Source organism: Nocardia brasiliensis ATCC 700358, assembly GCF_000250675.2.
Lineage (GTDB): Bacteria > Actinomycetota > Actinomycetes > Mycobacteriales > Mycobacteriaceae > Nocardia > Nocardia brasiliensis_B.
Genome location: NC_018681.1, coordinates 2,526,856 through 2,539,085, shown reverse-complemented (window position 1 = coordinate 2,539,085; position 12,230 = coordinate 2,526,856). Strand labels below are relative to the sequence as shown.

At 69.7% G+C, this 12,230-nt stretch carries 11 protein-coding genes; 6 read left to right on the top strand and 5 right to left on the bottom strand.

Features of this window, described 5'->3' with window-relative positions; all coding sequences use genetic code 11:
• Nucleotides 1-79: 79 nt before the first annotated feature.
• A complete protein-coding gene (locus tag O3I_RS11385) occupies nt 80-814 on the bottom strand; it encodes a DUF4191 domain-containing protein (RefSeq protein WP_029893784.1) in 735 nt (244 codons plus the stop codon).
• A 177-nt stretch (nt 815-991) separates the two neighbouring features.
• Entirely contained in the window at nt 992-1,441 is a 450-nt protein-coding gene (locus O3I_RS11380; RefSeq protein ID WP_041562560.1) for a TY-Chap domain-containing protein, read from the bottom strand.
• A 233-nt stretch (nt 1,442-1,674) separates the two neighbouring features.
• Between O3I_RS11380 and O3I_RS11375 the strand changes: the two genes are divergently transcribed.
• Nucleotides 1,675-2,415: a DUF2334 domain-containing protein gene (locus tag O3I_RS11375; protein ID WP_141692068.1), complete on the top strand. Its 741-nt coding sequence runs from the start codon at nt 1,675-1,677 to the stop codon at nt 2,413-2,415.
• A complete protein-coding gene (locus tag O3I_RS11370; RefSeq protein ID WP_014983056.1) occupies nt 2,415-3,515 on the top strand; it encodes a glycosyltransferase in 1,101 nt (366 codons plus the stop codon). The genes O3I_RS11375 and O3I_RS11370 overlap by 1 nt, the downstream gene beginning before the upstream one ends.
• A 57-nt stretch (nt 3,516-3,572) precedes the next feature.
• On the opposite strand, the gene O3I_RS11365 is transcribed toward O3I_RS11370, so the two are convergent.
• On the bottom strand, nt 3,573-4,502 hold the full coding sequence (locus O3I_RS11365; protein ID WP_014983055.1) for a DMT family transporter: 930 nt from the start codon (nt 4,500-4,502) through the stop codon (nt 3,573-3,575).
• A gap of 147 nt (nt 4,503-4,649) precedes the next feature.
• On the opposite strand from O3I_RS11365, the gene O3I_RS11360 reads away from it, so the two are divergent.
• Genes O3I_RS11360 through O3I_RS11345 form a run of 4 tightly spaced genes read left to right on the top strand, consistent with a single transcriptional unit; the run spans nt 4,650 to nt 9,068 of the window.
• Nucleotides 4,650-6,320 (top strand): CocE/NonD family hydrolase, encoded by a 1,671-nt coding sequence (locus tag O3I_RS11360; RefSeq protein WP_014983054.1) that lies wholly within the window; start codon nt 4,650-4,652, stop codon nt 6,318-6,320.
• Nucleotides 6,317-7,693: a M20/M25/M40 family metallo-hydrolase gene (locus O3I_RS11355; RefSeq protein WP_014983053.1), complete on the top strand. Its 1,377-nt coding sequence runs from the start codon at nt 6,317-6,319 to the stop codon at nt 7,691-7,693. The genes O3I_RS11360 and O3I_RS11355 overlap by 4 nt, the downstream gene beginning before the upstream one ends.
• A 43-nt stretch (nt 7,694-7,736) precedes the next feature.
• Nucleotides 7,737-8,606, top strand: a complete 870-nt coding sequence (locus O3I_RS11350; RefSeq protein WP_237748283.1) for an alpha/beta hydrolase — start codon at nt 7,737-7,739, stop codon at nt 8,604-8,606.
• A 9-nt stretch (nt 8,607-8,615) separates the two neighbouring features.
• Nucleotides 8,616-9,068 (top strand): 6,7-dimethyl-8-ribityllumazine synthase, encoded by a 453-nt coding sequence (locus tag O3I_RS11345; protein ID WP_014983051.1) that lies wholly within the window; start codon nt 8,616-8,618, stop codon nt 9,066-9,068.
• On the opposite strand, the gene O3I_RS11340 is transcribed toward O3I_RS11345, so the two are convergent.
• On the bottom strand, nt 9,065-10,510 hold the full coding sequence (locus O3I_RS11340) for a metallopeptidase (RefSeq protein WP_014983050.1): 1,446 nt from the start codon (nt 10,508-10,510) through the stop codon (nt 9,065-9,067). The genes O3I_RS11345 and O3I_RS11340 overlap by 4 nt on opposite strands.
• Nucleotides 10,511-11,218: 708 nt before the next feature.
• Nucleotides 11,219-12,163, bottom strand: coding sequence for an endonuclease/exonuclease/phosphatase family protein (locus O3I_RS11335; RefSeq protein ID WP_063632244.1), 945 nt, complete (start codon nt 12,161-12,163; stop codon nt 11,219-11,221).
• Nucleotides 12,164-12,230 lie beyond the last annotated feature (67 nt).

Sequence of the window (12,230 nt, the reverse complement as noted above, 5' to 3'; positions counted from 1 at the left end):
CCGCCACCACTTCCCCTTGATCTTGAAACACCGCAGGCCCGCACCCCTCGACGGAGGTACGGGCCCGCGGTGTTCGAGTTCAGCGCCTGCGGATGGTGCGCTGCACGCCACGCATCTTGGCGCCGGCGGGCATCGGGCCCTTCGGCATGGCCGGCCCGGTGCGGGAGCTGAGCGCGGAGAGGCGTCCCTCGATCAGGTCCATCCGCTTGGTGTCGATGTTGCGGGGCAGCTTGGTCAGGTAACGCTGCAACTCCTTGAGCGGCACCTGTCCCTCGTCGTTGCCGATGACGACGTCGTAGATCGGGGTGTCGCCGATGAGCCGGGCGGTGCGCTTCTTCTCCTGCGCCAACAGCGATTTCACCCGCTGCGGGGAGCCCTCGGCGACCAGCACCACGCCGGGCAGGCCGATCACCCGGTGCACCGCGTCGAGCTGGGTGGTCGCGGCGATGCCGTTGGTCACCCGCCACTTGCCCTGCAGGTTGTCCAGCACCCAGGCCGCGGCGCCCGCCTGCCCCTCCGCCTTGCCGTACACGCTCTTCTGCACCCGACGGCCGAAGATGATGAACGCGGCCAGCGCGCCCAGCACCACGCCGAACGGGACGAGCAGCCAGGTCAGCCCGAAGATCAGGCCGATCACCAGGAAGATCGCGGTGATGCCGAGCAGGGCGCCGATCATCAGCGGCAGCAGCAGCTTGTCTTCCTTGCGCTGCATCTGGAACGCCTGCCAGAGCTGCTGCCTGCGCTCTTTCGACTGCTGCTTGCGGGCCGCTTTCGCCGCGGCCTTCGCTTCCTTGGTGGGCTTACCTGCTGCCATGTCACTCAGGATAGTGCCCACGTCGCGCCGATTTCGCCACGCCTGTCCCGGGCCGTCGATTCCCGGTGCGGCGGGCTGCCGGATCACCCATCGACCGCGCAGCCGAGGCGAGCCTTTTGTTACCGGCCGGGGCCGGTGCCGGGATGCGCCGCCGACGGCGGTCCCGCGAGGGCCGGGTCAGTTCCAGCCGCGCCGAGCCATCGACCCCAGCACGGTGAGATCCAGATCACCGGAGGCCTCGGTCCACCCCATGGCCCGCAACTCCACCGGGGTCGCCACGCCGAGCGCGTCGCGGAACCCGATGGCGACCGACCGCGCGAACTCGACCAGATTGCCCGGCGAAATAGGCCAGAACATGGTCTTGGTCCAATTGTCGACTTCGCGCCGCAGCATCGGCTCGTTCCAGCCGAGTTCCCGTAATTCCGCCGCGGCGGCATCCGGAATGGGTTGCGCCAGATAGTGGTTACCGGCAAGCTCCGCCGACAATTTGATGTCGTATTGCATGAACTGCACGTACCGATTTCCCGGTGCGGCGATGATCAACGTGGCCCGGGAGGGAAGTTCGGACAGACATTGCGCCAGCGCTTGAACGAACTGTTCCCAGTCCGCGGTCACCGGCTCGTTCATTCTTCCCCCGGGCGCTCGCACTGGCCCGATCATACGCCGACCTGCCTGAGACACCAGGCGAATTGTCTTGCGACCCCGGACACTTCACCCGCACCATAGCCAAACCGAATGACCCGTTCACCGGGCGCGAACAGACCGCCGAGTTATCCGGAATCGGGCGAGGTGCCGATTCGTCGGGCAGCGGCACGCTGCTGTTCAGCTGGTGGCAACCGGCCGGTGTTAGCTTGCGGTGCGTGTGTGCGCGGTTGGTGGTGAGCGTCCATGACGTCGCACCCGCGAGTGCGGCGGAGACGGCGCGTTGGTGCGCGGATGCCGACGGGTTCGGGATCCCGGTATCGCTGCTGGTGATACCCGGGCCGTGGCGGGGCGCGTCGCTGGCGCGGCAGCCGGAGTATGCGGGCTTCCTGCGGGAACGCCGGGCACGGGGGGACGAGATCATGGTGCACGGGTGGTCGCATCGCGCCGGACCCGAGGGCGGGTGGCCGCGCCGGACGCTAGGGCGTGCGGTGGCCCGCGGCGCGGCCGAGTTCGCCGCGCTCGACCAAAGCCAGGCGGCCGCCAAGCTCCGCGACGCCCTCGCGGTGATGGCCGAATCCGGGCTGTCCACAACGGGTTTCACCCCGCCCGGGTGGCTGGCCTCACCCGCCGCCGAACAGGCTTTGCGCGCGGCGGGTTTCACGCACACCACCGATCACTTCGGCGCGAAGGACCTGCGCACCGGCCGTCGCCAGCGTGGCTTCGCCCTCTCGCACCGGCCCGGCGGCGGCTGGTCCGAACGCTTCGGCGCCGCCATGCTGCAGACCTTCGCCCAGCGCAACGCGCGCAACGGCGGGCTCGTCCGCCTCGCCCTGCACCCCGACGACCTGCATCATCCCGGCCTGCGCGCGGCCACGCTGCGCGCCATCGACGCCGCCCTCACCGCGGGCGCGCGCCCCACCACCTACGCCGCACTGATCGAAGCGGCGGCCTCCTGATGCGCATCGTGCAGATCGCGAACTTCTACACGCCGGCCTCGGGCGGTTTGCGGACCTGCTTGGACGAGATCGGGCGGGGCTATCTGGCGACCGGGCACGAGCGGGTGCTCGTGGTGCCGGGCCCGGCCGACGGGGACGAGGCGACGACGTCGGGGCGGCGAATCACGGTGCGCAGCCCGAAGTTCGGCGCAGGCGGCTACCACGTGCTGACCGCACGCCGGACCCGCCCGATTCTCGACCTGTTGCGCCCCGACGTGCTCGAATGCAGTGACAAGTTGAGCGTGCGGTGGCTGGCGCCGTGGGCGCGCGGTGCCGGGGTGCCGCTGGTGTTGTTCTCGCATGAACGCATCGACGCCATTCTGCGCACCCGCGTCCCACCCGGGTTCCCCCTGGCTACGGCGGCCGACCTGGCCAATCGCCGCCTCTGTGTGCGTGCCGAAAAGGTGGTGGTCACTTCGAGTTTCGCGACGGCGGAGTTCGCTCGCATCGGCGCCACCAACGTGCGGCGCGTCCCACTCGGCGTCGACCTGACCACCTTTCGCCCCGCGGCCGAAACATCCTGCGCAACCGGTGAATCGGTGCGCCTGGTGCTGGTGAGCAGGCTGTCCAAGGAGAAGTGCGCCGAACGCGCCATCGAAGCGGTACGCGTGCTGGTCGATTCGGGGTTGCGCTGCGAACTGGCCGTGCTCGGTGACGGCCCGCTCCGGCACCGGCTGGAACGCCTGGCCGCCGGGCTGCCGGTGATCTTCCACGGTCACCTCACCGATCGCGTCGCGATGGCAAGCCTGGTCGCGGACGCCGACATCGCGATATTCCCCTCCCCCGCCGAGACTTTCGGGCTCGCCGTGCTGGAGTCACTGGCCTGCGGCACTCCCGTGGTGGTGCCCGACGAAGGCGCCGCGGGTGAACTCGTGGACGCCGTCGGTTCCGGCATCGTGTCCGACGGCTCCCCGCACGGCCTCGCGGCAGGCGTGCGGGCCCTGCTGACGGTCCCCGCTCCGCAACGCCGCCGCGCCGCCCGCCGTGCCGCGGAACGCTTCCCCTGGTCCGCCACGGTCGCCGGCATGCTCGCCCTCTACGCCGATTACGAAGCCGCCTGATCCCACAGCCGCACTCGTCGTTCGCGCCCCGTCACAAGGAGGCTCGCGCCAGCACGCTCAAACGCTCTCCGGCACCGCCTGTTTCGCCGACCCCTCGGCAACTCGGTCTCGTTCGTCGTGCAGGGTGGGCGAATTCGCGAGCAGGGTGATGCCGGTGATCACCAGCACGGCCGCGAGCAGCAGGGGCACCGCCTGAGGGTGGACGGCGGCGAACAGGGTGACGCCCGCGGTATAGCTCAGGACCGGGTCGGTGATGGTCATCGCGGTGAGCGCGGTAGGCAGCGAGCCGCGCGCGTAGGCCTCCTGCGTCAGCAGTCCGCCCAGACCGGTGGAGATCGGGATGCCGAGCAGAGCCCAGCTCAGGTCCGGAAGTGCGGTGGTGGCGATGACCACCAAGACGGCCGTGGTGGCGAAACAGCACCCCGCCGCGACGGCGACCAGCGCCGAACGCACCTGGGTGGCGCGGGTCAGGCGGGAGAGCGCGATCAGCGTGACGATCACCAGGAACACTCCGGCACCGGCCATGGGCAACAGGCCGGGCCGCAACTCGGTGTGGCCGGCCGCGCTCTGCCCGACCAGCAGGATCAGCCCGGCGCACACGAAAACCGTCCCGGCCCAGTCCCGCCGCAGCAGCGGCCGCCTGCGCCGCGCCGCCGCGAACGGCAAGGCGAACAGCAGTTGTACCACCAGCAGGGACTGCACCACCGCGATCGCCCCGAGCCGCAGCGCCACCGCGTGCACGACGAACCCCGCCACGTTCGCGCCCTGCCCGGCCAGCCAGCGCCGATCGGTGAGCAATCGCCGGGCGATACCGGCGATCACCAGGAACCGTCCCTGCGGATCCGCGGTCGCGGCTTCGCGCGCGGCGCCCTGCTGCAGCGCTGCCGACACGGCGAACAGCAGCGCGGCCACCAGCGCGAGCGTGATCGTCCCCACTGCGGCCGCATCGATCGGCGCCGCACCCACCGCTTCGACGCCGTCCGCCATAACGCCAATGCTGGCGGGTCGCAGTGAACATCGGGTGGCGTCGGCCCGGCGAGTCGGCGACGACCGGCGAGATTCGTCCGGCGATCCGCTGATCCGCTACCCCGGTTCCGGGGTCTGGACGGTCGTCCGGGCACACTCGATAGTCCTATGGTGAGCGAACGACGTGTGCTGCTGCGTGCCCTGTGCGGGCTGCTGCTTCTGCTGGCCCCGGCCATTCCGGTGACCGCCGCGGCGGAGCCGTTGGGCGTGCCGTTCCAGTGGAAGCAAGCGTTCATCGACGCCCCCGACGGCACTCGCCTGCACGCGGACATCCTGCGGCCGGACGGTCTCGCCGACGATGTCCGCACGCCGGTCATCCTCACCGTGAGCCCCTACCGCGCGCACCTGGCGTATCTGAGCGAACCGCGGTTGACCGGCGGGCCGTCCACCGAGAACCTGCAGGCGGACATGTTCCTGCGCGCCGGCTACACCTACGTGATCGTCGACCTGCGCGGGTTCGGCGGCTCGTCGGGCTGCCCCGACTTCGGCGGTCCCGGTGAACGCTCGGATGTCGCGACCGCGGTGGAGTGGTCGGCGAACCAGCCGTGGTCTACCGGCAAGGTCGGCATGTTCGGCACCTCGTACGAGGGCTGGACCGGCTTGATGGGTCTGGCGACGAAGCCGAAGGGACTCGCCGCCGTCGCCTCCTTCGAACCGGTGGTCGATCCGTACTCGTACCTGTACATGCAGGGTGTGTCGTGGAAGTTCTCCGGCAAGCCGGTCACCGAGAGCGGCGTGCGCCCAGCCGATTTCGCCGGTCTGGAACATCTGCTGATCGCGTCGACGCCGGGCCGCCCGGAAGATTCGCCCGAATATCAGGCCGCCGCCGCGCAATTGCCGATGCAGTGCTATCAGCAATATCTCGCCGAGACCGGCAACCACGACGGCGATTCCGCATTCTGGCGCGACCGCGATCTGGTCGTGCCATTGCGCGGCAACACCATTCCGTTGTTCCTCGGCCAGGGTTTCGTCGACTACAACACCCGCGCCTATCGCGTTTTCGATCTGTGGAACGGCCTCGGCCCCGGCGCGCACCGCGCCTGGTTCGGGCAATGGGGTCACCGCACCTGTCACGAGAAATGCGGCACACCGCATTTCGACACCGAACTGCTCGCATTCTTCGACAAGCATGTGGCGGGCCGCGATGTCGAGATTCCCGGTCCGCGGATCACGGTCGGGCAGTTCGACGGTCGCTGGCGCGCCGAAACCGCCTGGCCGCCGGCCGATGCCGCGCGCGTGCCGGTGGAGCTGCGCCCGGGCAGCTACACCGACCGCGGCCTGGTGCCCGGGCCCGACCGCGAACTCTGGTCGGTCTCCGAGCCGTTGACCCAGGCCCAGCACCTGTCCGGAATCCCGACCGCGACACTGCAACTCGACGGTCCCGCGACCGCCACGGTCGCGGTCGAGCTGTACGACATCGCTCCGGACAACCTGGCCACCGTGATCACCCGCGGTATCGCGCCGGTCGGCGACGGCACCGCGGAAGTCCGCCTGCTCGGCCAGGATTGGCCGATCCCGGCGGGTCATCGCATCGGCGTGCGGGTCACCGACGTGGTCGACGACGTCTGGTCGCACACTCCAGCGCTCGCGTCGGTCACGGTGACCAAGGCCCGGGTCGAGTTGCCGATGCTCACCGGTGCGCGCACGGCCGACCTGCCGGGCGGTCTCACCGAGGGCATCGTGAAGTGGCGAAACGAGAAGACCATCCCGCTGGGGCCCGGCGTGTTGAACAATGCAACGGTGTCCATGAATTTGCCGAACCGCAGCGGCGACCGATGACCGAACCGGTCGACGATCGCACCGCCGAGCGCCTTGCCGCCGCATTGCGCTGCGTCACCGTGTCCACCGACGATCCGGACGATATCGACGACGCGGCGTTCGACCGGCTCTCCGCACACCTCGAGCAATCTTTTCCTCGAGTGCACGCCGAACTCGAGTTGACGCGGTTCGGGCACAGCAGGCTCTATCGGTGGGCGGGGGTAGAACCCGATCAGGTCGAGGCGATCCTGCTCGCCCACCAGGACGTGGTGCCGGTCGACGATCCGCAGCGCTGGACGCATCCGCCCTTCGCCGGCGTCGTCGACGGCGAATTCATCTGGGGCCGTGGCGCGATCGACGACAAGAGCAGGCTGCTCGCCATTCTGGAGGCGGTAGAGGCCGCCCTCACGGCCGGAATCCGCCCGCGGCACACCATCTTCCTGGCTTTCGGGCACGACGAGGAAGTCTTCGGCGATACGGGCGCGATGCACATGGCGCAGCACCTGCGTGCGCAAGGCGTGTTCGCGAACCTGCTGCTCGACGAGGGCGGCATGATCACCACCGGCGTCGCCGACCGCATCGAACCGCCGGTCGCCACGATCATGGTGGGCGAGAAAGGCTATGCGACGGTACGGTTTTCGGTCACCGAACTGGGCGGGCACTCGTCCATGCCCGGTAGGCAGACGGCGGTCGGGCGGATCGCCCGGGCGGTCGGCCGCATCCAGGATCATCCGATGCCGCTGCGGATGACCCCCGTCACCGCCGACATGCTCGCCCGGGTGCGCAAGGTCATGCCCGCGCCGCGCAGGCAACTGCTGCGCCTCGCCGATCTGGTCGCGCCGCTGGTCACCCGCGTGATGGCGGGGCGGCCGCAGACCGAGGCCCTGGTGCGCACCACCACCGCGCCCACCGTGATCAGGGGCGGCGTGAAATCGAACGTGCTCCCCCAGCACGCCGAGGCGTTCGTGAATTTCCGCATCCTGCCCGGCGATACCGTCGCGTCGGTCCTCGCGCACTGCCGGAAGGTGGTGCGCGACAACGGTGTCCGGATCGAAACGGCAGGTGTGTCCTCGGAGCCGACGGTGAACGCCGCCCCGGGTGCCGCGTTCGACCTCATCGCCGAGATCGCGCAGGCCATCGTCCCCGGCACGGTGATCACCACCGGCATCGTGCCCGGCGCCACCGACTCCCGGCACTATCACGACCTGGCCGCGACCCGCTGCAACTTCGCCCCCATCGTGCTGGAAGAACGCGATCTGGCCTCGATCCACGGAACCGACGAGCGCCTTTCCCGGGTGAACTACGCTCGACTCATCGAGTTCAACCGGCGGCTCATCACCGAGCTGGCGTACTCGACGAGCAGCGACCCGCACCCATCAGGAGCCGATGCATGAGAGAGCGCAGCAGGACCGAGCCGAGCACCGGCGAGGCGCGGTCGTGACCGCGGAACCGGAGGGCGAGGACGCGGGCATCCGCATCGAGACCGGGCAGTTCGACGGCACGGGCAGCGGAATCGCCTGGCGCGCCTGGCTGCCCGAGGCGCCGGCGCGCGGCGTGATCGTCCTGGTGCACGGCGTCGCGGAGCATTCCGGCCGCTACACCCACGTCGGCAGGCGCTTTGCGGGCGCCGGATTCGCGGTCTACGCGCTCGACCACATCGGCCACGGCAAGTCCGCGGGCAGCAAGGCCAATATCGGTTCGATGGACGGCGCCGCCGACAACGTGGCGGCGATGCTGGACATCGCGAGCCGGGAATACCCGGACGTGCCGCGCTTCCTGATCGGGCACTCGATGGGCAGTCTCATCGTGCTGCACCTGGCCACCCGCGCGCCGGTCGATGTCGCGGGCATCGTGCTGTCGGCTCCGCCATTGGTCATTCCGCTCGGCAACCCGCTGCAGCGCCTCGTCGCGCCGCTGCTCACCCGGCTCGCCCCGAATCTCGGTGTGCTGAAACTGGATTCGTCGCAGATCAGCCGCGATCCGGCGGTGGTCCGCGCCTACGACAACGATCCGCTGGTCTATCGCGGCAGCCTGCCCGCCCGCACCGCGGTCGAGATCCTGGACACGACAACCCTGGTGAAGCAGCGCCTCGGCCGGCTCACCGTGCCGCTGCTGGTACTGCACGGCACCGGTGACGCGATCGCCGCGCCCGCCGGCACGGACCTGATCGAGCGGGGCGCGGGCTCGAAAGACCTCACCGCGATCCGCTACGACGGCCTCTACCACGAGATATTCAACGAACCCGAGCAGGACGAGGTGCTCGGCAATGTAGTGGACTGGCTGGAGGCGCACGTTACCGGCAAGTAAGATCCGGCCATGGGAACTACCGGATCCATCGCTTTCCTCCGCGCCGGCTGGCACAGCTCGATCGTCGGCAAGGCCTACGAAGGTTTCACCGCCGAATACGCCGAGCTCGGCTACGACCCCGCCACCGTCGACGTCTTCGAGGTGCCCGGCGCGTTCGAGATCCCGTTGCACGCCCAGCGGCTGGCCCGCTCCGGCAAATACGCGGCGGTCGTCGCCGCGGCGCTGGTCGTGGACGGCGGCATCTACCGGCACGATTTCGTCGCGTCCGCGGTGATCGACGGGCTGATGCGGGTGCAGTTGGACACCGACGTGCCGGTGTTCTCCGTGGTGCTCACCCCGCATCACTTCCACGAGCACAGCGAGCACGTCACGTATTTCACCGAACATTTCGTGACCAAGGGCGCGCAGGCCGCACGCGCACTGGCCAGCACGCTGACTTCGCTGCGGTCCCTGCCGGTTTAGCGGTACCGCGACAGGCACGCCGCCTCGCCGTCCAGCACCCCCGTGCGGAACGCCTCGACGCGCTGATACCCGCTCGGCACGACCTTTCCGTTCACGTCGCTCGCGGCCAGGCCCGCGGTCAGCAGTTCGGAGACGGCCTCGTCGAGATCGTCGGCCGAGAGCCGCACATCACCGCCCGGCTCACTCAATTTCGTCGACACCACACCGGACAGGCACGCGGTGCGCAGTCCCGCCGTCTCCGCGCCGGTGAGCGACAGCCCGCGTTCGCGTTGCACGGCGAGGGTGTAGCGGGAGACGAAGAGGACGAAGGCGGAGTAGTCGCCCTGCACCATCGCCGAAAGCAGTTCCTCCTGGCCGCGCGCGGACGCGCCCAGCTTCGTGAGGGCGGGCACGTCGGTGCCGATCCGGTTCGCCGTCGGACAGTACGAAACCGGCTCTGTCACAGTGATGTTCGCGCAATCGCCACCGGCGCCCGCGTAGTCGAACCGCGGCGGCTCGGCCGCGGGGAAGAGCGCGAGCAGCGTCCGGCTCAACCGCTCCAGCGACTGCCGGTTCACCGGCAGCTGGAACAGCGCGTCGGCCACGCCGAAGGAAACCGGCAGCTGACCGCGGCGCTGCGCGATCTCCTTCGGCGTCAACGCCTTACAGCCCTTCGTGCCGTCGGAGTAGCCGATCTGCACCGCGGTGACTCGCTCGAACGCCGACCCGTGCGCGTTGCCCGGATCGCCGAAACCTTGATCGCGGAAGGCGACCGTCGCGCCGAGCACCGCGTTGAGCCCGTCCGTGGTATTCACCGTGAAATGCGCCGAATTCCCTTCGGCCACATGGCGTAAGAACACCCCGGCCAGGCAATCGGCCTGCTGCTCCAGCACCAGGGTCGGGGTGCGCACGCCCGCCAAACGCGCTTGGCCCTGGATCGCGTGCCCGTATTCGTGTGCGAGCACCATCACCACGGCCATCTCGCCGAACTTCTCGACGACCTGCGGCAGCAGAACCCCGCGGTCCCAGCCGATGGTGTGGTCGAGACCGCAGTAGGCGGCGTTCACGACGTGATACGTGGATTCGTCGCAGAAGCGGATCACCTGGTCTTTCGGAGCCGGCGCCGACCAGGAGAAGAAGCTCTGCACCGGGGTGAACGGGCCCGGAAAGTCCTTGTGGTACTCCGTCGTCCAGAATTCCTGCAGGTCCGCGAGCGAGTTCAGCGCGAGGGTATCGAGCCTGCCGCCGTCACCGTTCGTCGCGGTCAGCGGCGCGTCCGGCACACCGGGCCGCGGACCGCTCGGACCCGTGGCGGTCATGGAACCGGCGATCCCCCAGTCCGTCTCGGTGGCCGGGGCCTCCGGTGCCGCCGGATCCTGCACGGTCACACCGCATCCCGCGCACACCATCCCGAACAGCGCGAGCACCACCACCGCGCCGTTCCGCCACCGCTGCTTCCCCATTGCTGCGCCTCCCGAACCACCGCGCGCCGCTCGCTCAGGAGGGACCGAGATCTCGGCAGACCCTTGCCCGCCGTGCCCCCGATCGTAGTCGGCCGCACGCGCGCCCCACCAGATCTCGGCCGAACCCCGCGGCGGCCGAATCACCGCTCCGGCCGCGCATCAGCACCCGTTCAGACCCCGCACCTCGCCTCGCGCCACCCGAGAAAGCCTGCGGCCCCCGACCGCACGCCGCCGCACCCCGCGGCAAGAACGGGCATCCCCGCACCCCTTCCAGGTTCCCGCACCCCAACTCGCCGCACGACACACCGGGTCTCGCGCCAGAAGGGGTGCGGCATCCCAACCGCACGCCGCCGCACCCCGCCCGCACGAACAGACATCCGCACCCCTTCCAGGCTCCCGCACCCCGACTTGCCGCACGACACACCGAGTCTCACGCCAGAAAGGGTGCAGCCGCCCAACCGCACGCCGCCGCACCCCGCCGCAAGAACAGACATCCGCACCCCTTCCAGGCTCCCGCACCCCTTCCAGGCTCCCGGGCATCCCAACCGCACGCCGCCGCACCCGCCGCACGAACAGGCACCCGCACCCCTTCCAGGTTCCCGCACCCCGACTTGCCGCACGACACACCGGGTCTCGCGCCAGAAAGGGTGCGGATACGGAGCGCACCGCGCCGAGGGACCGGCTCGCCGGGCTCCGTGCCAGCACGGCTCATGTCAGCCGGACGTGGGCGATCAGGGCTCGGTGGTCGGAACGGGGGATGCTGAGGGTGCGGACTTCCTCGGCTTCGGCGTCGGCGAGCAGGACGTGGTCGATGCCGATGATCGGGCCCCACTGTTTGTCGTCGGGGAAGGTGAGCAGCAGGCCCGCGCCTGCCTGATCTGCGGCGGATTCGAATCGTCCGTGCAGCAGTTCGCGGTAGGCGGCGTGGTCGCGGGTGGCGTTGAAGTCCGCGCCGACGATCGCCGGACCGGGCTCGGCGTCCAGGATCTCGCGGATGCGGCGCATCTCCGCCAGCCAGTCGGCGAAGTTGAGCGGCGGCGGGATCGGGTGGAAGGCGAACACCGCGACGGGTCCGCGGTCCGGATGTTCCATCGTGGCGGACACCTGGTTCAGGATGAAGCCGCTGTATTTCTTGGTGTCGCGCAACGGGTATCGGCTGTAGATCCCGGTGCCGCCCCCACCGTCCGCGGTCGGCTCGACGTAGCGGTGCGGCAGGGCGGCGTCGAGTCCCGCTGCGGCCAGTCGGTCGACCGCGGCGTTGGTCAGTTCGTTGACGGTGAGCACATCGATGCGGTTGTCCAAGACGGCTCGCACTACCGCGCCCGCGTCGGCACCACCGAACAACAGGTTCGACTGCATCACCCGCACCTCGGGTCCGGCGGCGGCGCGTCCCTCCGGCACGAAGGTCGGCACCGCCGTCCACAGCACCACGCCGACCAGCACCGCGGCCACCCCCGCGCTGCGCCACCCCTTGGCGATCACGAAGCACACCAGCCCGATCACCGCCCCGACCATCAGATACGTTGCCCCCGACGCCAGCAGCACCAACAGCTTCTGCTGCCAGGCCACCAAGTGCAGCACCACCCCGGCCAGCCCCGCCGCCGCAGCGCACCACCCTGCCCCGAGCAAACCTCGCTTGACCCATCCACGCATACCCTGACCCTAAGGTCCCCGTGTGGAGCTACCGCGCCCCACCTGTGCAGCTTTTGTGTGCATCACC

Excerpts from the sequence above, each read along its gene's own strand:
- O3I_RS11380 (WP_041562560.1), bottom strand. The coding sequence starts at position 1,441 with ATGAACGAGCCGGTGACCGCGGACTGGGAACAGTTCGTTCAAGCGCTG.
- O3I_RS11340 (WP_014983050.1), bottom strand. The coding sequence starts at position 10,510 with ATGGGGAAGCAGCGGTGGCGGAACGGCGCGGTGGTGGTGCTCGCGCTG.
- O3I_RS11355 (WP_014983053.1), top strand. The coding sequence starts at position 6,317 with ATGACCGAACCGGTCGACGATCGCACCGCCGAGCGCCTTGCCGCCGCA.
- O3I_RS11385 (WP_029893784.1), bottom strand. The coding sequence starts at position 814 with ATGGCAGCAGGTAAGCCCACCAAGGAAGCGAAGGCCGCGGCGAAAGCG.
- O3I_RS11335 (WP_063632244.1), bottom strand. The coding sequence starts at position 12,163 with ATGCGTGGATGGGTCAAGCGAGGTTTGCTCGGGGCAGGGTGGTGCGCT.
- O3I_RS11360 (WP_014983054.1), top strand. The coding sequence starts at position 4,650 with ATGGTGAGCGAACGACGTGTGCTGCTGCGTGCCCTGTGCGGGCTGCTG.
- O3I_RS11365 (WP_014983055.1), bottom strand. The coding sequence starts at position 4,502 with ATGGCGGACGGCGTCGAAGCGGTGGGTGCGGCGCCGATCGATGCGGCC.
- O3I_RS11345 (WP_014983051.1), top strand. The coding sequence starts at position 8,616 with ATGGGAACTACCGGATCCATCGCTTTCCTCCGCGCCGGCTGGCACAGC.
- O3I_RS11370 (WP_014983056.1), top strand. The coding sequence starts at position 2,415 with ATGCGCATCGTGCAGATCGCGAACTTCTACACGCCGGCCTCGGGCGGT.